The organism is Dyella marensis (assembly GCF_049532885.1).
Taxonomy (GTDB): domain Bacteria; phylum Pseudomonadota; class Gammaproteobacteria; order Xanthomonadales; family Rhodanobacteraceae; genus Dyella_D; species Dyella_D marensis.
The window spans coordinates 1,935,326-1,955,534 of sequence record NZ_CP064029.1; the positions used below are offsets into that span (position 1 = coordinate 1,935,326).

The 20,209-nt window shown below is 66.4% G+C and carries 25 protein-coding genes and 6 tRNA genes; 17 read left to right on the forward strand and 14 right to left on the reverse strand.

Annotated features, from left to right (window positions below; genetic code table 11):
- Positions 1-10 precede the first annotated feature (10 nt).
- The gene (locus tag ISN75_RS08430; protein WP_167257506.1) at positions 11-553 is read right to left on the reverse strand and encodes a Smr/MutS family protein; all 543 of its coding nucleotides are present in this window, start codon (positions 551-553) and stop codon (positions 11-13) included.
- 142 nt (positions 554-695) lie between these two features.
- Here ISN75_RS08430 and surE point away from each other — a divergent pair, with 142 nt between their 5' ends.
- The 4 genes from surE to ISN75_RS08450 all read left to right on the forward strand — a co-directional run bounded on the left by surE (position 696) and on the right by ISN75_RS08450 (position 3,883).
- A complete protein-coding gene (surE, locus tag ISN75_RS08435) occupies positions 696-1,487 on the forward strand; it encodes a 5'/3'-nucleotidase SurE (RefSeq protein ID WP_343820644.1) in 792 nt (263 codons plus the stop codon).
- A gap of 2 nt (positions 1,488-1,489) precedes the next feature.
- On the forward strand, positions 1,490-2,170 hold the full coding sequence (locus ISN75_RS08440; protein WP_167257508.1) for a protein-L-isoaspartate(D-aspartate) O-methyltransferase: 681 nt from the start codon (positions 1,490-1,492) through the stop codon (positions 2,168-2,170).
- A gap of 26 nt (positions 2,171-2,196) precedes the next feature.
- The gene (locus tag ISN75_RS08445) at positions 2,197-2,805 is read left to right on the forward strand and encodes a YqaA family protein (RefSeq protein WP_168647597.1); all 609 of its coding nucleotides are present in this window, start codon (positions 2,197-2,199) and stop codon (positions 2,803-2,805) included.
- A 67-nt stretch (positions 2,806-2,872) separates the two neighbouring features.
- A complete protein-coding gene (locus ISN75_RS08450; RefSeq protein WP_168647596.1) occupies positions 2,873-3,883 on the forward strand; it encodes a peptidoglycan DD-metalloendopeptidase family protein in 1,011 nt (336 codons plus the stop codon).
- Positions 3,884-3,893: 10 nt separating this feature from the next.
- Here the strand turns inward: ISN75_RS08450 and ISN75_RS08455 are convergent, their stop codons facing one another.
- Complete coding sequence (locus tag ISN75_RS08455; protein WP_167257511.1) at positions 3,894-4,271, reverse strand: Mth938-like domain-containing protein; 378 nt, start codon at positions 4,269-4,271, stop codon at positions 3,894-3,896.
- Positions 4,272-4,281: 10 nt separating this feature from the next.
- Positions 4,282-4,578 carry a ribosome assembly RNA-binding protein YhbY gene (yhbY, locus tag ISN75_RS08460; protein WP_167257512.1) on the reverse strand — a complete coding sequence of 99 codons (297 nt, stop codon included), beginning with the start codon at positions 4,576-4,578 and terminating at the stop codon, positions 4,282-4,284.
- An 85-nt stretch (positions 4,579-4,663) separates the two neighbouring features.
- Here yhbY and rlmE point away from each other — a divergent pair, with 85 nt between their 5' ends.
- The 10 genes from rlmE to ISN75_RS08510 all read left to right on the forward strand — a co-directional run bounded on the left by rlmE (position 4,664) and on the right by ISN75_RS08510 (position 9,774).
- Positions 4,664-5,314 (forward strand): 23S rRNA (uridine(2552)-2'-O)-methyltransferase RlmE, encoded by a 651-nt coding sequence (rlmE, locus tag ISN75_RS08465; protein WP_167257513.1) that lies wholly within the window; start codon positions 4,664-4,666, stop codon positions 5,312-5,314.
- Complete coding sequence (gene ftsH, locus ISN75_RS08470; protein WP_343820649.1) at positions 5,311-7,257, forward strand: ATP-dependent zinc metalloprotease FtsH; 1,947 nt, start codon at positions 5,311-5,313, stop codon at positions 7,255-7,257. The genes rlmE and ftsH overlap by 4 nt, the downstream gene beginning before the upstream one ends.
- 316 nt (positions 7,258-7,573) lie before the next feature.
- Positions 7,574-7,650: transfer RNA gene (locus ISN75_RS08475), tRNA-Arg, on the forward strand.
- A gap of 174 nt (positions 7,651-7,824) precedes the next feature.
- Positions 7,825-7,901: transfer RNA gene (locus ISN75_RS08480), tRNA-Pro, on the forward strand.
- A 26-nt stretch (positions 7,902-7,927) separates the two neighbouring features.
- Positions 7,928-8,004 (forward strand) — tRNA-Arg (locus ISN75_RS08485).
- Positions 8,005-8,022: 18 nt separating this feature from the next.
- Positions 8,023-8,099, forward strand: a tRNA-His gene (locus ISN75_RS08490).
- A 15-nt stretch (positions 8,100-8,114) separates the two neighbouring features.
- Positions 8,115-8,190, forward strand: a tRNA-Lys gene (locus tag ISN75_RS08495).
- A gap of 132 nt (positions 8,191-8,322) precedes the next feature.
- Positions 8,323-8,865, forward strand: coding sequence for a hypothetical protein (locus ISN75_RS08500; protein WP_343820651.1), 543 nt, complete (start codon positions 8,323-8,325; stop codon positions 8,863-8,865).
- Between the two features lie 120 nt (positions 8,866-8,985).
- On the forward strand, positions 8,986-9,162 hold the full coding sequence (locus ISN75_RS08505; protein ID WP_167257515.1) for a DUF3606 domain-containing protein: 177 nt from the start codon (positions 8,986-8,988) through the stop codon (positions 9,160-9,162).
- A gap of 171 nt (positions 9,163-9,333) precedes the next feature.
- Entirely contained in the window at positions 9,334-9,774 is a 441-nt protein-coding gene (locus ISN75_RS08510) for a nuclear transport factor 2 family protein (protein WP_343820653.1), read from the forward strand.
- A 19-nt stretch (positions 9,775-9,793) separates the two neighbouring features.
- Here the strand turns inward: ISN75_RS08510 and ISN75_RS08515 are convergent, their stop codons facing one another.
- Positions 9,794-10,006, reverse strand: coding sequence for a hypothetical protein (locus tag ISN75_RS08515; protein WP_343820655.1), 213 nt, complete (start codon positions 10,004-10,006; stop codon positions 9,794-9,796).
- 345 nt (positions 10,007-10,351) lie between these two features.
- Between ISN75_RS08515 and ISN75_RS08520 the strand changes: the two genes are divergently transcribed.
- The 3 genes from ISN75_RS08520 to ISN75_RS08530 all read left to right on the forward strand — a co-directional run bounded on the left by ISN75_RS08520 (position 10,352) and on the right by ISN75_RS08530 (position 12,658).
- On the forward strand, positions 10,352-10,792 hold the full coding sequence (locus ISN75_RS08520) for a hypothetical protein (RefSeq protein ID WP_167257518.1): 441 nt from the start codon (positions 10,352-10,354) through the stop codon (positions 10,790-10,792).
- A 530-nt stretch (positions 10,793-11,322) separates the two neighbouring features.
- Positions 11,323-11,949, forward strand: coding sequence for a class I SAM-dependent methyltransferase (locus tag ISN75_RS08525; protein ID WP_343820657.1), 627 nt, complete (start codon positions 11,323-11,325; stop codon positions 11,947-11,949).
- Between the two features lie 298 nt (positions 11,950-12,247).
- On the forward strand, positions 12,248-12,658 hold the full coding sequence (locus ISN75_RS08530) for a hypothetical protein (RefSeq protein ID WP_343820659.1): 411 nt from the start codon (positions 12,248-12,250) through the stop codon (positions 12,656-12,658).
- Between the two features lie 193 nt (positions 12,659-12,851).
- Here ISN75_RS08530 and ISN75_RS08535 read toward each other — a convergent pair.
- The 10 genes from ISN75_RS08535 to ISN75_RS08580 all read right to left on the reverse strand — a co-directional run bounded on the left by ISN75_RS08535 (position 12,852) and on the right by ISN75_RS08580 (position 20,208).
- Positions 12,852-12,937, reverse strand: a tRNA-Leu gene (locus ISN75_RS08535).
- A gap of 26 nt (positions 12,938-12,963) precedes the next feature.
- Complete coding sequence (locus ISN75_RS08540; protein ID WP_167257546.1) at positions 12,964-13,548, reverse strand: cysteine dioxygenase family protein; 585 nt, start codon at positions 13,546-13,548, stop codon at positions 12,964-12,966.
- Between the two features lie 71 nt (positions 13,549-13,619).
- Positions 13,620-14,723 carry a homoserine O-acetyltransferase MetX gene (gene metX, locus ISN75_RS08545; protein WP_168647589.1) on the reverse strand — a complete coding sequence of 368 codons (1,104 nt, stop codon included), beginning with the start codon at positions 14,721-14,723 and terminating at the stop codon, positions 13,620-13,622.
- Entirely contained in the window at positions 14,720-15,763 is a 1,044-nt protein-coding gene (locus ISN75_RS08550; RefSeq protein WP_343820662.1) for a tetratricopeptide repeat protein, read from the reverse strand. Before ISN75_RS08550 ends, metX begins: the two co-directional genes overlap by 4 nt.
- Positions 15,760-16,245 carry a cytochrome c-type biogenesis protein gene (locus ISN75_RS08555; protein ID WP_167257549.1) on the reverse strand — a complete coding sequence of 162 codons (486 nt, stop codon included), beginning with the start codon at positions 16,243-16,245 and terminating at the stop codon, positions 15,760-15,762. Before ISN75_RS08555 ends, ISN75_RS08550 begins: the two co-directional genes overlap by 4 nt.
- On the reverse strand, positions 16,242-16,784 hold the full coding sequence (locus ISN75_RS08560; protein WP_343820663.1) for a DsbE family thiol:disulfide interchange protein: 543 nt from the start codon (positions 16,782-16,784) through the stop codon (positions 16,242-16,244). The genes ISN75_RS08555 and ISN75_RS08560 overlap by 4 nt, the downstream gene beginning before the upstream one ends.
- A complete protein-coding gene (locus ISN75_RS08565) occupies positions 16,781-18,751 on the reverse strand; it encodes a heme lyase CcmF/NrfE family subunit (protein WP_343820665.1) in 1,971 nt (656 codons plus the stop codon). The genes ISN75_RS08560 and ISN75_RS08565 overlap by 4 nt, the downstream gene beginning before the upstream one ends.
- Complete coding sequence (gene ccmE / locus ISN75_RS08570; RefSeq protein WP_167257552.1) at positions 18,748-19,215, reverse strand: cytochrome c maturation protein CcmE; 468 nt, start codon at positions 19,213-19,215, stop codon at positions 18,748-18,750. Before ccmE ends, ISN75_RS08565 begins: the two co-directional genes overlap by 4 nt.
- 49 nt (positions 19,216-19,264) lie before the next feature.
- On the reverse strand, positions 19,265-19,453 hold the full coding sequence (ccmD, locus tag ISN75_RS08575; protein ID WP_167257553.1) for a heme exporter protein CcmD: 189 nt from the start codon (positions 19,451-19,453) through the stop codon (positions 19,265-19,267).
- A complete protein-coding gene (locus ISN75_RS08580; protein ID WP_343820669.1) occupies positions 19,450-20,208 on the reverse strand; it encodes a heme ABC transporter permease in 759 nt (252 codons plus the stop codon). Before ISN75_RS08580 ends, ccmD begins: the two co-directional genes overlap by 4 nt.
- Position 20,209 lies beyond the last annotated feature (1 nt).

The window sequence follows — 20,209 nt, forward strand, 5'->3', positions numbered from 1 at the left end:
GGAGAAGAGTTCAGTCCTTCAGCAGTACGACCACGGCACCCGTGCCGCCCTGCATCGGCCGTGCCGAAGCAAACGCGATCACATCGTCCCGCCGCCGCAGCAGGCGGTCCGTCAGCACCTTCAGCACCGGCCCGGCGCTTTTCGAGCGCAGGCCTTTGCCATGCACGATGCGCACGCAGCGGAAGCCGCGCTCGTGCGCCTCGGCGAGGAAGTCGGCGATGGTCGCGGTGGCCGCCGCGGCATTCATCTGGTGCAGGTCGATGTCGTCCTGCACGCTGAACTGGCCGCGCTTGAGCTGGCGCAGCAGCTTCGGCGGATAGCCGTCGCGCAGGTAGCTGAGCTCCTCGCCGACCTCCATGAGACCGGGATCGAAGGCCATGTCGAGCAATTCGCCCGGCACCGCGGCTTCGTCCGCTTCCAGCATGTGCGCGCGCGGTTCTGGACGGGGCGCGGCCGGTGCCGGCTCGGCGGGGTCGAGACGGCGGACTTCGCCGATCGCCTCGCGGAACAGGCGCGCGTCGTCGTCGTTCACGGTGGGCGGGCGGCGTTTCATCGCGACATCGTAGACCAGGACACGGCGCAACCGGGACGTGACATCGTCGGCGATGAAACCCCTGGCCCGCTCGGGTAGACTTCCGCGTATCGCTGGCGTGCCGGGGAACGCGCCGGCTCCTGGGTTTTTCGAACGGATGACAATGCGAGTTCTCGTAAGCAACGACGACGGTGTGGATGCTCCCGGCATCCGCGTGCTGGCCGAACGCCTCGGCGCGGTCGGCCAGGTCACCGTGGTGGCTCCCGACCGGGACCGCTCCGGCGCCAGCAATTCACTCACCCTCGACGCGCCGATCCGCGTGCTGCGGATGGACAACGGCTACTACCGCGTGGCGGGCACGCCGACCGACTGCGTGCACCTGGCGCTGGCCGGCCTGCTCGACGACGAGCCCGACATCGTGGTGTCCGGCATCAACAACTCGGCCAATCTCGGCGACGACGTGATCTATTCCGGCACGGTCTCCGCCGCGATGGAAGGCCGTTTCCTCGGCCTGCCGGCGATCGCCGTCTCGCTGGTGAGCAAGGACCACCACGGCGAGCACTACGACTGCGCCGCGCGCGCCGTGCTGATGCTGATGGAACGCCTGCTGGTGGACCCGCTGCCGGCCGACACCATCCTCAACGTCAACGTGCCCGACCTGCCGTGGGAACAGATCCAAGGCTTCGAAGTCACCCGCCTGGGCAAGCGCCACCGTTCCGCGCCGTGCATCCGGCAGACCGACCCGCGCGGCAAGCCGATCTGGTGGATCGGCCCGGCCGGCGACGTGGACGACGCCGGCCCCGGCACCGATTTCGACGCGGTGCGCCGCGGCTACGTCTCGGTCACGCCGATCCACGTCGACCTCACGCGCTTCCAGGCGCTGGAGAAGGTGAGCAGCTGGATGACCGCGCTCAGCGACCGCATGGGCGCCGGCAGCGGAGCGAAGGTGGCGTGACCATGAACGTGCACCCGCTGCCGCCGTCCGCGCTCAAAGGCGAAGGCATGACTTCGCAGCGCGCCCGCGACCGGCTGGCGTCCAAGCTGAAGGAAGACGGCATCAAGGATGCGCGCGTGATCGAGGTGATCCGCAACCTGCCGCGCCATCACTTCATCGACCAGGCGCTGCACTCGCGCGCCTACGAGAACACCGCGCTGCCGATCGGCCATGGCCAGACCATCTCCCAGCCCTGGGTGGTGGCGCGCATGACCGAGGCGCTGCTGGAATTCGGCACGCCGCAGAAGGTGCTGGAGATCGGCACCGGCTCCGGCTACCAGGCGGTGGTGCTGGCCGCGCTCGTGCCGCAGCTGTACACGGTGGAGCGCATCGAGGAACTGCTGCGCCAGGCGCGCCGGCGCTTCCGCCAGCTGGGCCTGGCCAACCTGCGCTCGCGCCACGACGACGGCAAGCTCGGCTGGCCGGACGAGGCGCCCTTCGACGCCATCATCCTCACCGCCGCCGGCGACACCATTCCCACCCAGCTGCTCGACCAGCTCAGCCCGACCGGCGTGCTGGTGGCGCCGGTGGGTTCGCCCAGCCATCAGACCTTGATCCGCATGCGCGGCGACGGGCAGGGCGACTTCGTGCAGGAAGAACTCGGACCGGTGAGCTTCGTGCCGCTGCTCGGCGGCATCGGCTGATGCCGCCCTCGCTTGAAGGACGCTAGATGCGCTTGTTCGGAACGCTGTACGCACGCGCCCTGACCTGGGCGCGCCATCCCAGGGCGGTCTACTACCTGTGCGGCTTGAGCTTCGTCGAAGCCTTCATCTTTCCGATCATGCCGGAAGTGATGCTGGCGCCGATGATGCTGGGCAAGCGGCACAAGGCGTTCTTCTACGCCAACTTGAGCCTCGTGTTCTCGCTGCTCGGCTCGCTGGTCGGCTATGCGCTGGGCCACTGGGCGTTCCAGGCGCTGCATCCGGTGCTGGAGGCGCTGCACCTGCTGGCGCCGATCGAGCAGGGCGTGGAAAGCCTGCGCGCGCAGATGAACACGCATTGGCTGGGGCTGCTGGTGGTGCTGGCGCTGGCCGCGCTGCAGCCGGTGGTGCCGATGAAGTTCGTCACCTGGGCAGCCGGCATCGTCGGCGTGCCGATCGTTCCATTCCTGGTGTGCATGGCGGTGGGCCGCGGCAAGCGCGTGTGGCTGCTGGCGCTGCTGATCCGCATCTTCGGCGAACGCGCCGAGCGCATCCTGCACAAGCATATCGAGCGCATCGGCTGGGCCGCGGTGGTAATCCTGGCCGGTTTGCTCTTGTGGTGGGTGCTGCGCCATTGAGCTTAGGGCGAAGTCCGAAACAGGACATCCGCATGAAAATCACCCTTTGCCTCGCTATGCTCACCGCATGAACGGACCCAGCCGCTACCTCGTCCCCGCCGCGCTCTCCCTGCTGCTCGCCGCCTGCGTCTCGCCACGCAGCTCGGTGGTGGTCGAACCGGCTGCGGGCACGCAGGGGCGCACGGTGGCGCCGGCGGCTGTACGCGCGGCGGCGCCAGGCGGCACTTATAAGGTAGTAAAGGGCGACACGCTGTATTCGATCGCCTTCCGCAACAGCGTGGACTTCCGCGACCTGGCTTCGTGGAACGGCATCGCCGCGCCGTACACGATCTGGCCGGGGCAGACGCTGAAGCTGTCGCCCAATGGAGCGGCTGCACCGGCGGCCAGCCATGCGGCGGTTGCGGCCACGCTGCCGAAGCCGCCGAGCCACCCGGTGGTGCTCGTGCCGGCCAATCCCCCGAGCGGCGGCGGCTTCCAGAACGTGCAGAACAATCCGGCGGCGACGCCGGCCGAGGCTCCGGTGGCGTCGGTCCCGGCCAAGTCCGCACCGTCCACGGCGCCCGTGGCGGTGCCTGCTCCGGCTTCGACGGCGGTCACCGTCGTGCCGGTGGCCGGCTCCCCGGCGACCGCGCACACCGCGGCGGCTGCCGCGACGCCACCGCCGGTTCCTCCGCAGGCTGTGGCCCCAGGCGCCACACGCTCCAGCGCCGGTATCAACTGGCGCTGGCCGGCGGACGGTTCACTGGGTAAGCGTTACCAGTCGGGCGATGCGATTCCGGGGATCGAGATCCTGGGCAAGTCCGGCGATCCGATCCGCGCCGCCGCCGATGGCGTGGTGGTGTACAGCGGCAATGGCCTGGTCGGCTATGGCGAGCTGGTGATCATCAAGCACAACGACAGCTTCCTGTCGGCCTACGGGCACAACAGCAAGCGCCTGGTGAAGGAAGGCCAGCGCGTCAGCGCGGGCCAGCAGATCGCCGAGATGGGTTCCACCGGCGCGACGCGGGACGAACTGCAGTTCCAGATCCGCCGCGACGGCAATCCGGTCGACCCGCTGGGCTATCTGCCGTCGCGCTGAGCGGCGGCGCTCAGGCTTCCGGCAGGATAAAAGCCGCGACCACGCGGCGGCGCTCGCCGGCCAGCAGGTCGTAGGTACGCGCCGCGGCGGCGTTGTCCATCACTTCCACGCCCACGCCCTTGCGCAGGAAGCCGGCCAGGAAGGCGGCGGCGGGGAACACCTGGCGCTCCCCGGTGCCCAGCACCACCACTTCGGGGTCCAGCGCCAGGATGCTGTCGACGTGGCCGGCATCCAGCTGGCCGGCGTGGGTGACCGGCCAGTTCTCGATGGCTTTTTCCGGGGAAAGCACCAGGCTGCGGGTGAACTCGCGATCGACGACGGTGACGCTGCGCGCGCCGACCCGACGCACGTACAGGTATTCGCCGGGGCGGTCGAGCGAAAGATCCATGCGGGCCGGCTCAGCGCGGCAGGGCGAGCTTGGGCTCGTCCTCGTTGCGGCGGAACAGCACCACGATATGGCCGATCTGCTGCACGTTCTCGGCGCGGGTGCCGCCGGCGAGGAAGTCGATCTGCTCCTGGCGCTCGTCCTTGTCGCCGCCGGACAGCTTCACCTTCACCAGTTCGTGGTGGGTCAGGGCCAGGTCCAGTTCCTTGACCACGGCCTCGGTCGCGCCCTTGGCCCCGAGCAGGATCACCGGCTTGAGGTCGTGGGCCAGACTGCGCAGATAGCGGCGCTGGGAGGGGGAGAGCGACATGCGTTCAGTCTCGGATTCGCGGCGAATGGACCGACAAGGGTATCATGCCGCCCCGTTACCCCCTATCTGTGGCCGTTGCCGACCCATGTCCCGCAGCAAAAGCAGTTCCCGCTGGCTGCGGGAACACTTCGATGACGTCTATGTGAAGAAAGCCCAGGCCGAGGGCGTGCGCTCCCGTGCCGTCTATAAGCTGGAAGAACTGATCGAGCGCGACCGCCTGCTCAAGCCGGGCATGCGCGTGGTCGACCTGGGCGCCGCCCCGGGCGGATGGTCCCAGCTGGTGCGCCAGCGCCTGGGAGACACCGGCAAGGTGGTGGCCCTGGACATCCTGCCCATGCAGGGCATCGCCGGGGTGGATTTCCTGCAGGGCGACTTCCGCGAGGAGTCCGTCCTGCGCGAGCTGGAGAGCCGCCTGGAGGGCCAGCAGCTCGATCTTGTCCTATCCGACATGGCCCCCAATATGAGTGGTGTCGCGCTGGCCGACCAGATCCGGGCTATGGATCTGGCCGAGCTGGCGCTGGATTTCAGCCGCCATTGGCTGAAACCGGGCGGTTCGTTCCTGATCAAGTTATTCCAGGGAGCTGGCTTCGACGATTACTTGCGTAGCTTGCGCACGGAGTTTTCGCGCGTAACTATGCGTAAACCCAAAGCCTCCCGCGCCCGTTCGCGTGAGGTCTATGCGCTGGCCACAGGAAGAAAGGTCAGTGGCGCTCAACCGGGCGAGAACCGTGCATGAATGAGATGGCTAAAAATCTGTTGCTCTGGCTGATCATCGCCGTGGTATTGCTCACGGTGTTCCAGAGCTTCAATCCGCATGGCGCGTCGTCCTCCGACCTGCCGTACAGCAGCTTTGTACAGAGCGTGGACAACGGCAACGTGTCCACCGCCGTGATCAGCGCCGACCAGCCGGCCACGATCAGCGGCAAGCTCAAGGACGGCAGCGCCTTCCGCACCGTGGCCCCCGTGCTCGGCTTCTCCACCAGCTCGGTGGTCAAGCAGATGCAGGACAAGGGCGTCGAGGTGCGGCAGGAGCCGGCCAACAACGGCTTCTCCCTGCTGGGCCTGCTGCTCAACTGGCTGCCGATCATCCTGATCGTGGGTGTCTTCATCTGGTTCATGCGCCAGATGCAGGCCGGCGCCGGCGGGCGCGGTGCCATGAGCTTCGGCCGTTCGCGCGCCAAGCTGCAGGGCGAGGACCAGATCAAGGTCAATTTCAGCGACGTCGCCGGTTGCGACGAAGCGAAGGAGGAAGTCGGCGAACTGGTCGAGTTCCTGCGCGACCCGGGCAAGTTCCAGAAGCTGGGCGGCAAGATTCCGCGCGGCGTGCTGATGGTCGGTCCGCCGGGCACCGGCAAGACCCTGCTCGCGAAAGCCATCGCGGGCGAGGCCAAGGTTCCGTTCTTCTCGATCTCCGGTTCCGACTTCGTCGAGATGTTCGTCGGCGTCGGCGCCAGCCGCGTGCGCGACATGTTCGACCAGGCCAAGAAGCATGCGCCCTGCATCATCTTCATCGACGAAATCGATGCGGTCGGCCGCCACCGCGGCGCCGGCCTGGGCGGCGGCCACGACGAGCGCGAGCAGACCCTCAACCAGTTGCTGGTGGAGATGGACGGCTTCGAGGGCACCGAAGGCGTGATCGTGATCGCGGCGACCAACCGCCCCGACGTGCTCGACCCCGCGCTGCTGCGTCCGGGCCGCTTCGACCGCCAGGTGGTGGTCGGCCTGCCGGACGTGAAGGGCCGCGAGCAGATTCTGAAGGTGCACCTGCGCAAGGTGCCGACCTCCGTCGACGTCGACGCCATGACCATCGCGCGCGGCACGCCGGGCTTCTCCGGCGCGGACCTGGCCAACCTGGTCAACGAAGCGGCGCTGTTCGCCGCGCGCGAGAACGCGCGCGACGTGCGCATGAATCATCTGGACAAGGCGCGCGACAAGATCCTGATGGGCACGGAGCGCCGCTCCATGGCCATGAGCGAGGACGAGAAGAAGCTCACCGCGTATCACGAGGCCGGCCACGCCATCGTCGGCCGCCTGGTGCCGGAGCACGACCCGGTCTACAAGGTCACCATCATTCCGCGCGGCCGCGCGCTGGGTGTGACCATGTACCTGCCGGAAGGCGACAAGTACAGCATGAACCGCGTGGCGATCGAATCGCAGCTGTGCTCGCTGTACGGCGGCCGCGTGGCCGAGGCGCTGATCTTCGGCGAGGACAAGGTCACCACCGGTGCGTCCAACGACATCGAGCGCGCGACCAAGATGGCGCGCAACATGGCGACGAAGTGGGGCCTGTCCGACACGCTCGGCCCGGTCACCTACGGCGAGGAAGAGGACGAAGTGTTCCTCGGCCGCGCCGTCACGCAGCACAAGAACGTCTCCAACGAGACCGCGCGCAAGATCGACGAAGAAGTGCGCGCCATCCTGGACCGCAACTACGCGCGCACCAAGCAGCTGCTCACCGACAACATCGACAAGCTGCACGTGATGGCCGAAGCGCTGCTGCAGTACGAAACCATCGACGCGCACCAGATTGACGAGATCATGGCCGGCCGCGTGCCGGGCCCGCCGGCGGATTGGACCAAGTCCGCCACCGGTTCCACGCCGCCGCCTCCGCCGCCGCGCGGCGATGCCGGCGCCAAGGTGGGCGACCCGGCCACGCAGAGCCGTCATCCGCACGGCTGAGCGGGCAGGGCATGGCGATGGCAACGAGGGCGGCGATGGCCGCCCTCGTCGTTTCCATCATCGATGGATGCCGCGCGACACGCGAAGCAGAACGAAGCAACACATTCTGCTTTCCCTCTAGGCGATCCTGTTTTCGGCCGTTAGAATGCGCGGCTTCGATGCAGGTCGTCGGCACCGGGATATGAATGCTTCGGCATCCGGTGAAAAAAAACTGAAAAAAGTATTGACGACCACTGTCCGAATCTGAATAATTCCGCTTCTCGCTTCGGCGCTTTCCACTCCGGTGGTTAAGCGAAGATGGCAAAGGTTTTACAACGCGCCCGTAGCTCAGTTGGATAGAGTACCAGGCTACGAACTTGGTGGTCGGGAGTTCGAATCTCTCCGGGCGCGCCATACAAGGCAGGCAGTGATGTTCGCATCACGGTTTGCATCCGAAGGGCAGAACACCGCTCCTAGGAACCGGACGAAAGATGTGTTCGGTGTGCTTCGATACGGATTGACTGGGCGAAGCGTCACCCGTAGCATTTCAAAGCTTCGGCATTGCGAAAGCGGTCGAGGGTTCGAAATCGGGGTATAGCTCAGCCTGGTAGAGCGCCAGCTTTGGGAGCTGGAAGTCGTGGGTTCGAATCCCTCTGCCCCGACCAGCAGTTGCTCTGCACCCGAGTGCATTGCGCCTGTAGCTCAACCGGATAGAGCATCGGCCTTCTAAGCCGACGGTTGCAGGTTCGATTCCTGTCGGGCGCGCCAGTACATATCAAGGTTATGGTGGGCGTAGCTCAGCTGGTTAGAGTACCGGATTGTGATTCCGGATGTCGTGGGTTCGAGTCCCATCGTCCACCCCAAAATTTGAAGTTTCAGGGCCGTTAGCTCAGTTGGTAGAGCAGTTGACTCTTAATCAATTGGTCGTAAGTTCGAATCTTACACGGCCCACCAATCAAAGAAGGCGCTCAGGGAAACCTGGGCGCTTTTCTTTTGTGTCGAACCCAGCCTGTTCCTAGGGAACGTCCTAGTGTGCCCGTCGAAGGAAGACTGACTAGGGTGAGGCTCCCCATAGGAGTTATCGCCATGGCAGGTTCCGTTTCCGGTTCTAGTGGTGCGAATTCGGCTTCCAACGCCGCCGACCACGCAGCGAATGCCGCGCAGAATTCGTGCACCAGTTCGGAGGGCCGCCCTTGCACGGCGGCCGAGGTCGCGTCGGGGGACGCGGCGGATGCGGCGGTCTCCGCAGCCGCCGACGCCGCGAATGCGGCTATGAAGGCCAAGGCCGAACCCAATAGCTGTGCTGCCGAAGCACTGGCCCACCAGGCACAGCAGGCCGCCGACGCGGCGCAGGCCGCCGCGGCCAGGGCCGTGGCAGCCGCGGCGAAGCAGCCCAGCCGCGACACCGATGCCGCGGTCCGCGCCGCCGTCGGGGCGGCCCAGGAGGCGGCCGGCTATGCCGCCGATGCGGCGGCCGCGGTCAGGGACGGCAACGCCAAGCGCGGTACCGCCGGTTGCATCTCGCAGGCGCCGGCGAATCCCACCCCCACGTTGTCGCTCGACTCGATCCATCAGCTCGATGCGATGTCAGTGAACCCGTACGGTGCCGGTATTACGCAACCCACCTGAGCGCATTTTCGTATTTCATCTAAAGACAGGGCAGGGCCAGCGCCGAACACTGGGCCGGCCCTGGACGCGCGATATCCGCGTCGTGCCGTCGACAGGGCTTCCAACGATCGGAGAGAACCCATGTCTGACGATCTGAGCAAGCGCGGCCCGCAGGACGCGGCCAGGGTGAACGTGCATGAGGATTGGGAAGTGCGCTACTGGTGCAAGGCGTTCAGCTGCACCGAGCAGGAGTTGAAGGCGGCAGTGAAGGCGGTCGGCGTATCGGCGGCGGCGGTGCGCAAGCACTTCGGCAAATAGGTCATCGCATTCCGCCCCGGTCGATCGAAAAGCCCGGCTTCGCGCCGGGCTTTTTCCTTGGCGGCAACAGCGGGGGCCTGCCGCGATCGACTAAGCTCAGCGGCGGGCGCGGCAGGGGAAGGCGGCGCCATGGCGTCCTCTCACTCAGAACCTCCGCTCGGGAGCTATCCGATGGCGATCCTAAGAACCGCCTGCCTTGCCCTGCTGCTGGCCTCCATGCCCGCCATCGCCAAGGACTCCACCGATCTTCGCGCCCGGCTGAAAGCGCAGGCCGACGCCTGGGATACGGCGATCGTCAAGAAAGACCGGCAGGCCATCGCCAGGAACATGTCCGACACGTTCTTCCAGATCGGCAGCGACGGCGCCACCGCCGACAAGGCGCAGTTCCTGCAGAACCTCACCTCGCCCGACCTGGTGATCGAGCCGTACACCGTCGAGGACTTCACCATCCGCATCTACGGCAATACCGCCCTGCTCAACGGCAGCACCGATATGCACGGCACCTATCAGGGCAAGCCGTTCCGCACCCACTACCGCTACACCGACACTTATGTGAAAGAAGGAACGGTCTGGCGCGTGGTCAACGTGCAGACCACGCGTATCGCGGAATGACGCCAGCGAGCGCTGGCGCTCAGGCGCCGTTTTCGCCGTTGTCGGGCAAAGCGGCCCGCAGATAACGCACCAGCTTCATCGCCGACTTCTGCGCCTGGCGCAGGGATTTGGCGGCTTCGTGCTGCTCCGGCAGCAGGGGCAAGGCGGCGTCCAGGTGCATGGCCACGCCGATGGCCAGGGCCAGGTTTCTCAGCTCGCTCTGGGTGGGGTGCTCATTGACTGTCGGGTGCATGGCCTTTTCCTCCGGGGGCGGCGAATTCTGGAGGCGGGGACTGAGCAAGTCCTTAGGAAAAGTCTGGTAGCTCAAAAGGTTTTTCAGCCCGCGATAAGCGCAGCTTGACCGGCGGATGGCGGTGATAAGTGCCGTCATGGCGGCCGAGGTAAAAAGGCCGGCGGGCGCCGCGTCTGAAACCAGTGGATGAGCGCCCCTTGCCGCGCTTTGGGTAGTTCTGCAAGATTCGCGAAGTCTGGCCGGGTTACCGGCTCGATAGCGTGGGAGACAGAGGGCGGTTTCGCTTCGCTACTCGAAGGGAAAGGGCGCCGCCCTTATTGCAGGAAAGCACTTACAGGGGGATTTATGAAACTACGAATGATGCTGCTGGCAGCAGGCTTGCTGCTGTCCGGCGTGGCGCAGGCCGGCCCGTATACCGACAAGCTGTCGCAATGCCTGGTCGGGAAAAGCACGATGGACGACCACGTGGTGATCGTGCAGTGGATGTTCGCGGCGATGTCGCGGCACCCGTCGGTGGCGCCCATGGGCTCGGTATCCGAAGACCAGGTCGACAAGGCCAACGCCCGCATGGCGCAGCTGTTCAGCCGCCTGCTGACCGAGACCTGCAAGGACGAGGCGAAAGCGGCCCTGAAGAACGAAGGCGACCTGGCCATGCAGCAGGGCTTCCAGGCGCTGGGGCAGGTGGCGGGGCGCGAGCTGTTTCTCAATCAGGACGTCGAGAAGAGCCTGACGGGTATGACGAAGTACATCGATGTGAAGAAAGTGGCGGAGTTGAGGAATCCCTGAGTTCTGGCGAATCCGCAACGCGTATCGCCCAACCGCTGCCGCTGCCGCTACCGCTGCGTCCGCATTGCATGATCATTCTCTTTGATCTAGCGTCGTCACTTGGCCCACGGGACCGCAGCGCTCCCTGGGTTTGAGGAGCCTCACGCAGCGCTGCTCATCAAGAGGGGACACCAATGAAAAGGATCTTGGGTGCCTTGGCGCTGGCCGCCATCGTGTTTGCCGTGCAGGCGGGCGACGCCGTCCCGGCAGGTGGTGGGATACACCAGCCTTATGCGAATGCGCCGGTCTGTCCGGAAGGGTGGACGGCGGTGCGGGTGAAAGAGAATGGGGTATGGACCTGGATTTGCGTGCCGGGTCCCGGCGGCTGATGGTCGATCAGGTTCTGAATAAAAAAGCCCCTTCGAAAGAGGGGGCTTTCTGTTTGCGGCGCCTGTGAACACTTCAGCGCCCGCAAGTCCGACACTTAAAATTCGTGAGAGAAGCTGATAAGTCTCTCCTCTGCCGTGGTCTCTTAATCATGGGAGCTGAGGATGAGTACCGACCGGGATACCGTGAGGTCTTATGACATGGCCGCGGCGGAATACGCTGCCGAGGCCGCGGCCATGTCCCCATGGGTCGCTATCGAAATCGATGCGTTCGTGACCGCGCTGGGTGGCTCCGGAAGAGTGCTGGAGATCGGAAGCGGCGGCGGACGCGATGCGCTTGCGCTTGAGCTGAGGGGAATCAACGTCCGCCGCACCGATGTTTCGAACGGTTTCGTCGAACTGCTTCGCCGCAATGGCTTTGAGGCCGACCTGTTGGATCCATTGACCGACGATCTGGCCGATCTCCAGCGTCCCGATTCGCCATACGACGGCATCTGGGCCTGCGCCTGCCTGATTCATGTGGCGCGCGAGGATTTCGGCACGGTGCTTCGACGGCTTGCAGGCGCAACCCGAACCGGTGGTCCACTGCACGTCTCAGTCAGAGATGGCGATGGCGAGAGTGTGTCCGCACACGGCAGCACGGCATCATCGCGGCGTTATGTCGAGACGTACTGGCGCGAGTCCGACTTGCGATCCGCGATCGCAGACGCCGGTTGGATAGTCGGCGAGATACGTCGTTGCATGGGCAGGCCCGATGATTGGTGGCTGAGTGTTCGGGCGAGTCGGGGATAGTCGGCGCGCACTCGCCCTTTGTCGCTGCGACGGAAACGAACATCCTGGGCATGTACAAGTTTGGCGCCAACTACCCCGGACTCGGGTCGCACGTACCAATGCGCCGGCGGTGGAGCTGTACAGGAAACTGGGCTTCGCTATCGTCGGCACCTTGCCGAAAGCCTTTCGCCACCAGCATCTGGGGCTGGTGGATGCTTATGTCAGGCGGATCAAGTAGTCCCGGCAAGGGTGGCTATCTGTGAGTACCTTCACGGCAAACTCCGTTGCCAGCTGACGACCCCAATTTGGACCGCTATCGATGAAAATGGCCCTGCAATGCGCGCTCTGCGAGACAACACTCACCGGCACACTCTCCATCGTGTCCGAAAGAACGCCTGGCGCGCCCCAGCCCAAACATAAGGAAGGCGAGCCGCTTACCCCCTGCGGCGTAGCATTCGAGAGCTGGGAGCCGATAGAACGATCCTGCGGCGACACGCCAAGCGCACTGGAGTTTGTGCCGCAATTCTGGTTGAACCCAGATGATCTCAATGGATCCGTCCATAACACCAGCGACGTGAGTCGCCTCAATGGCTGCTGTGGCCTGGACGGCTGCGATGGCCTCAATCAGGTATGCCGGTGCGGCGCTGGCGTGGGCACGTTGCGTACTGACTGCTGGACACCAACGGTATTCATCCCCGACCCGAAGGGTACGAAGTGGACCCTGGCATGAAAACCCGCACGCAATCCCATTTCAGCGCCTAGGGCTGAGCAGCCCGGATACCCCCAAAAACACCCCCCAAAGATGGCGAGATTCCAGGAGACGCCCTTGGACGTGGCTGGACGACGGGCATAAAAAAACCCGCATATTTGCGGGCTTTTCTTGAGTTTCCTGGACTCTGTCGGACGTCCCTTGGACATCCTCTTGGTACCGGTGAGAGGACTCGAACCTCCACTCTGTCGCCAGAAGCGGATTTTGAGTCCGCCGCGTCTACCATTCCGCCACACCGGCATTGCAAGCGGGTGATTATGCCGGCTTCAGTGGACCGGGTCGAGACCCAGCTGGCGGTCGGTGCGCTCGTAGCACTGGGTGGCGCCGACCACGGGCTTGAAGATGGCGCAGTGGGTCATGGGGCCGGAATAGATGTGCAGGCTTACGGCGACGGCGTCATCGCTGGGGTTGCGGATGGTGTGGTACTCGTGCGGCGGGATCAGGCTGCCGGCGGAGCCGGGGCCGGCCTGGATCGAGCCGACGGGCTGGAAGCGCCACTGGTCGTTCTCGCCGGCCAGCCGCTCGTACTGCACCACTTCCAGGGCGCCGCTCCAGACGCCTTCCACGCACCACATGCCGCAATGGTCGTGGATGGGGGTGCCCTGGCCCGGGCCCCAGGTCATGGCGACCACGCAGTAGTCGTGGTCTTCGCTGCGGTAGAGCTCGCGGCGGGCGTAGCGGCCTTCGATGGTTTCGAAGACGCAGTCGGGCAGCTTCACTTCCTGGCCGCGGATCAGCTGGCACAGGCTGTTCCGCAGGCTGTCGGTGATCTCGTGCGTGCTGGGCTTGCTGACGGCAGTGTCGATGGCGTCGATAAGCTTGCGACAGCCGGGGAATTCCACGGTAAGCATGTGATTCTCGGGAAAGGCGTTGCGACAGGGCCGATCTTACCAGCCCGGGGGCGGGGCGGCGTCCAGGGCGTTCAGAGACGGCCCAGGAAGCCCCCGATGGCCCGGCTGTAATTTTCGATGTCGACCAGGAAGGCGTCGTGGCCCTGGGGCGAGTCCAGCGCCACGAATTCCACCTCGGCGCCGGCCGCCTCGAGCCCCTCGGCGATCTGCTCCTGCTGCTCCAGCGGGAACAAAATGTCGGTGCTGACGCCGATCACCAGGGCCTGCTTCACGCGGATGCGCTTCAGCCCCGCCTGGATGCTGCCTTCGCCGTATTCGGAGATATCGAACCAGTCGCTGGCGCGCGACAGGTACAGGTAACTGTTGGGATCGAAGGTGCGCACGAAGCGCTGCGCATGGCCTTGCAGATACGACTCCACCTGGAACTCGAAGCCGAAGGGATCGTCGTCGCGCTGCTCCGCGTCCAGGCGGATGCGCGCGAAGCGGCCGTTCCATTCCATCGCCGAGCGGTAGGTGATCACGCCGAGCTTGCGCGCGATGCTCATGCCCGTTTCCGGGAAATGCGCGTCGTCGTAATGGCCGTTGTTCCACTGCGGATCGAGCCGGATCGCTTCGCGCTGCAGCGAGCGGATGGCGATGGCGAACGGCTGCGCCTGCGGCGCGGTGTCCACGCTGATATGCGTGCGCACGCTGCCGGGATGCAGCAGCATGTAGGCCAGCGCGCTCATGCCGCCCATCGAGCAGCCGACCAGGCAGGCGAGCTGCTCGATGCCCAGCGAAGCCACCGCGCCGTGCGCGGCGTTCGCCACGTCTTCCAGCGCCAGCTCGGGGAAACTCAGGCGATACGGCTCGCCCGTGGCCGGATCGATCGACGCCGGGCAGGTCGAACCCTTGTCGCTGCCCAGCGAATTCACGCAGATCACGAACCAGCGGTCCGTATCGATCGCCTTGCCCGGCCCGATCATCGCCTCCCACCAGCCCGGCGAGGGATCGATTTCGTTCGACGCCGCATGCGCGCTCGGCGACAGGCCGGTGAGGATCAGCAGCGCATTGTCGCGCGCCGCGCTCAGCCTGCCCCAGGTTTCGAAGGCCACGCGTGCGCCGTGCAGCTCGCCGCCGCGCTTCATGCGGAAGGGGGAGGGAAGACTGAAATACTGCCGCGCGTCCTGGCTCATCGGCGAACCTTGTCGATTTCGATCTTGATCGGCGCCTTGCTCGCCACCTCGACCACGCCGGCATCGCCTTCCAGGTCGCCGGTCTGCGCGATGGCCTGGCCGCTGCGGCTGATGCGCGCGCCGACGAACACGCGCGCGGCGGAAGAGAGCTTCAGCTGCGGCGCCATGCCCATCGCGTCGGTGAGCGTCACCGTGGCGGGCAGGGCGGCGGCGTCCAGCCGGGCCACCGCCAGCGGCATCGGCGGGCCTTGTTCGGCGCGGGCGTAGACGAACAGTGTCTCGCCCACTTTCACCTGATCCTTCAGCGCGGGCGCCAGCGTGACCTGCACTTGCAGCGCGGGGCCATCCGCCGCCACCGGCGTTCCCTGCGGCGCCGGCGGATGGCCCGTGCGCGTATCGGCCACGGCGATCTGTTCGGCCACGGCTTTCGCCACGGCGGAGCCGGGTTCCAGCATCGGCTGCAATTTGCGCCACGTAGTCGCGGCTTCCGCATAGCGGTCGTGCTGGAACTGGCTGATGCCGAGCAGCCACAGGCCGCGCTGGTTGTCCGGTTCCAGCTGCACGGCGCGTTCGAGCAGTTCGAGCGAGCGGCCTTCGATGCGGTGATCCTCGCGCACGATCGAATCCGACTCGGCCCAGCCCACCATCGCGGCGGTGTTGTCCGGCTGCAGGTTCAGCACCTGCTCGTACGCATCGCGCGCTTCGGCGGATTTGCGCAGGCTGGCGTAGGTCTGCGCCAGCAGCAGCCAGCCTTGGGCATCTTTCGGCTCGGCTTGCAGATGCGCCTGCAGTTCGGCCACGGCCTGCTCGATCGACATCGCCTCGGGCTGCTTCTGCACGCCGTTCAGCGCCACCGGCGTGCCGATCAGCAGATACAGGCCCACGGCGCCCAGCGGCAGCGCGAAGGCCACCAGCAGGGCCAGCACGAAGACGCCGCGCGGGCGGCCCTGGCGGCGCCCCTGGCGGATCAGCGGCACCAGCAGCAGAGCGAGCGCCACGGCGATCATCGCCGCGGCGGCCAGGTAGAAAACGGGCTTCACCAATCGTCCCCTTCGTCGGTCGGGCTGCGCTCGTTCGCGCCGGTGCCGGCGGTGGCGGGCGCCTGCGCGCGGCTGCGCCGGCGGATGGTCACCACCACCACGGCGGCGCCGGCCAGCAGGATGGCCAGGGGGCCGAACCACAGCAGCAGCGTGCTGCCCTGCACCGGCGGGTCGTACAGCACGAAGTCGGAATAGCGGTCGACCAGGTACTGCTTGATCTCGGCGTCGCTCTTGCCCTGGCGCATCAGGTCGAACACCTGGTGGCGCAGGTCGCGCGCCAGGTCGGCGTTGGAGTCGGCGAGGTTTTCGTTCTGGCAGACCAGGCAGCGCAGTTCGCGCGTGAGGTGCTGGAAGCGCGTTTCCTCGGCGTGGTCCTTGAACGGCAGCGGGTCGATCGCCTGCGCGCTCAGCACGCCGCAGCACAGCGCCAAGACCAGCGCGAGGGCCAGAGCGAACGGCACACGGCGGAGCGCGGCGCTCATGGCGCTTCCTTGCTCAGCGCGGCGATCGCGGGCTTCAGTTCGCGCTCGATCACCTCGGGCGTCAGCGGCCCGATGCGCTTGTAGCGGATCACGCCCCTGGCATCGACCAGGAAGGTTTCCGGCGCGCCGTACACGCCGAAGTCGATGGCGGTGCGGCCTTCGCGGTCGGCGATGACCAGCCCGTAGGGATTGCCGTGGCGCGCCAGCCAGGCCTTGGCCTCGTCCGGCTCGTCCTTGTAGTTGTAGCCCACCAGCGGCACGCCGATGCGCTGGCCTTCGCTCATCAGCACCGGGTGCTCCTCGCCGCAGGCGACGCACCAGCTGGCGAACACGTTGATGAGGTAAGGCTTGCCGAGCATGGCCTCGCGCGTCACCGTCTGCGCCGGGTCGTCCAGCTTCGGCAGCGCATACGCCGGCGCGGGCTTGTTGATCAGCGGGGAGGGCACTTCGCGCTGGTCGTGGCGAGTGTTCCACCAGATGCCGAAACCGAACAGCGCCACCAGCAGCAGGAAGCCGAAGAACGGAACCAGCCGGCTCATGCGTGCGACTCCCGCACCGGCGCGGCGAGTGCCGACTCGGCTTCGCGGCGCAGGCGGAAGCGCTTGTCCGCCGCGCTGAAGAATCCGCCCAGCATCATCAGCAGGCCGCCGGCCCAGATCCAGCGCACGAACGGCTTGTGATACAGGCGCAACGCCCAGGCGCCTTCCGGATCATTGCGGTCCATCGGCTCGCCCAGCGCCACGTACAGGTCGCGCGTGACGCCCGCATCGATCGCCGATTCGGTCTGCACCTGGCCGCGCGTATAGGTGCGCTTCTGCGGGTGCATCACCGCGATCTCGCGGCCGTTGCGCATGACGGTGACCGTGCCCTGGTCGCCCTGCCAGTTCGGGCCGTCGGCCACGTGCACGCCGTCGAAGCGGAAGTCGTAGCCGCCGATGCTCTGCGTCTGGCCCGGCGCCATGCGCACGTCGCGCTCCACGCTCAGCGCTTCGGTCAGCAGCACGCCGGCCAGGAACACGCCGACGCCGAAATGCGCCAGCAGCATGCCGGCCATCTCGGCCGGATAGCGGCGGCCGGCCGGCATCTCGCGCCAGCGCTTGATCACGTACAGCAGGGTGCCGACGCAGCACCACACGGCCGCCGCGGTACCGGCGATCGCCTTGAGCTCCCAGCCAATGGCGAAGGCCGCGGCGATGGCGCAGGCCACGGCGGCCAGGCCTGCGCGCACGGCTACGTTCTTCAGCGGCGGCAGGCCGCCCTTGTCGCCCCAGCGCAGGTACGGGCCGAACGGCAGCAGCAGCACGATCGGGATCATCAGCAGGGTGAACAGGAAACCGAAGTAGGGCGGGCCCACCGAAATCTTGCCCAGGTTCAGCGCATCGCCCAGCAGCGGGAACAGCGTGCCCAGCAGCACCATCGCGGCGGCCACGGTCAGCATCAGGTTGCCGATCAGGATCGCCGTTTCGCGCGACACCACGCCAAAAGGTTTTCCGCCGGCCACCTTCGGCGCACGCAGCGCGTACAGCAGCAGCGAGCCGCCGACCACCACGGCCAGGAAGCACAGGATGAACAGGCCGCGCTTCGGGTCCGAAGCAAACGCATGCACCGACGTAAGCACGCCCGAGCGCACCAGGAAGGTGCCCAGCAGCGACAGCGAGAAGGCGAAGATCGACAGCAGGATGGTCCACGCGCGCAAGGCGCCGCGCTTCTCGGTCACCGCCTGCGCATGGATCAGCGCCGCGCCGACCAGCCACGGCATGAAGCTGGCGTTCTCCACCGGATCCCAGAACCACCAGCCGCCCCAGCCCAGCTCCGCATACGCCCACCAGCTGCCCGCCACGATGCCCGCGGAAAGAAAACCCCAGGCCACGTTCGTCCACGGCCGCGCCCAGCGCACCCAGGCCTGTTCCAGTTCGCCGCCGAGCAGGGCCGCGATGGAGAACGCGAACGCCACCGAGAAGCCGACGTAGCCCATGTACAGCACGGGCGGATGGAAGGTCATGCCCGGATCCTGCAGCACCGGATTCAGGTCGCCGCCATCCGGCGGCATCGGCAGCAGGCGCTCGAACGGGTTGGAGGTGAAGACGATGAAGGCGAGAAAGCCCACCGCGACCAGGCCGAGCACGCCGAGCACGCGCGCCACGAAGACGTCCGGCAGCTTGCGGCTGAAGGCGGCCAGCGCCACCGTCCACAGGTTGAGGATGAAGATCCACAGCAGCAGCGAGCCTTCGTGCGCGCCCCACACCGCGGCCAGCCGGTAATACCAGGGCAGGGCGAGGTTGGAGTTGTCGGCGACGTAGCGCACCGAGAAATCGAAATGCAGGAAGGCCCAGCTCAGCACGCCGAAGGCCATTGCCACGAACACCGCCTGGCCGGCCGCGGCGGGACGCGCCACCGCCATCAGCGCGCCGTTGCCGCGCCAGGCGCCGAGCAGCGGCAGCACGCCCTGCGCCAGCGCCAGCAGCAAGGCGAGAATCAGCGCCAGTTGTCCCAGTTCCGGCGTCATCGCGGCTTGTCCTGCGCGGCGGCTTCGTTGATGGGCTTGCCCTGGTGCGCCTTGGCCATGGCGTCCTTCAGTTCCTTCGGCATGTAGGTCTCGTCGTGCTTGGCCAGCACTTCGGTGGCGATGAAGCGCGCGTTGTCCATATGGCCGCTGGCGATCACCGACTGATTGTCGCGGAACAGGTCGGGCAGGATGCCGTTGTATTCCACCGGCATCGCGCCGGTGGCGTCGATCACCGTGAAGGTCACCTTGAGCGAATCGGCGGCGCGCTGGATCGAGCCGGCCTTCACCATGCCGCCCAGGCGGAAGTTCTTGTACTGGCCGGCCTCGCCGGACTGCACCTGGCTGGGGGTGAACAGGTAGTTCATGTTCTGCTGCAGGGCGAACACCGTGAGGCCGATGGCCACGGTGGCGGCGGCCAGAACCAGGAGCACGATGGTGAGCCGGCGTTTGCGAGCGGGATTCATGGGGGTGGGATTCATGGAATAACTCTGCGTCGCCCAATCAGCGTAGGTGTCAGGACGACGGCGTCGGGTTGCGTTGCTGGCGCGCGCCCTGGCGCGCCAGGCGGGCGCGCAGTTCGCGCAGCTGGCGGCGCCGGCGGATGCCCGGGGCCAGGAAGTCGGCGATCAGCACGATGAAGAACACCGCATACGCCGGCCACACGTAGGCGGCATAGCCGCCCATGGCGAAGAACTGGCTCATCGGCCCGCCTCCGCTTCGGCGATCTGCCTGACCCAGTCCTTGCCGCTTTCCAGCGCCAGCAGGTCGGCGCGCACGCGGCCGAACAGGCTGGCGATGTAATAGAACTTGGTGGCGGCCATCATGGTGAGCAGCGGCCACAGCATGTCGCCGCTCATCTTCGAGGGGCCGAGGATGCGCACGGTGGAACCCTGGTGCAGGGTGTTCCACCAGTTCACCGAGAAATGCACGATCGGCACGTTGACGATGCCGATCAGGGCCAGGAAGGCCGCGGCGCGCGCGCCTTGCCGACGATCCTCGAAGGCGTGGTACAGGCCGATCACGCCCAGGTACAGGAACAGCAGCACCAGCTCGGAAGTCAGGCGCGCGTCCCAGGTCCACCAGGTGCCCCACATCGGCTTGCCCCACAAGGAGCCGGTGATCAGGGTGACGAAGGTGAAGGCCGCGCCGATCGGCGCCGATTCCATCGCCACTACTTCGGCCAGCTTGATCCGCCACACCAGGGCGATGAACGAGGCCAGCGCCATTACGCCGTAGATGAAGAGGCTCATCCAGGCACTGGGCACGTGGATGAAGATGATGCGGTAGGCGTCGCCCTGCTGGTAATCGGCCGGCGCCAGCACCAGGCCGCCGTACAGCGCGGCGATGCCCAGCAGCAGCGCCAGCGCCAGCGCCCACGGCCGCAGGGTGCCGGCGAAGCGGTAGAAGATCGGCGGCGAGCCGAGCTTGTGCAGCCACAGCGGAATCCAGTTGGCCATG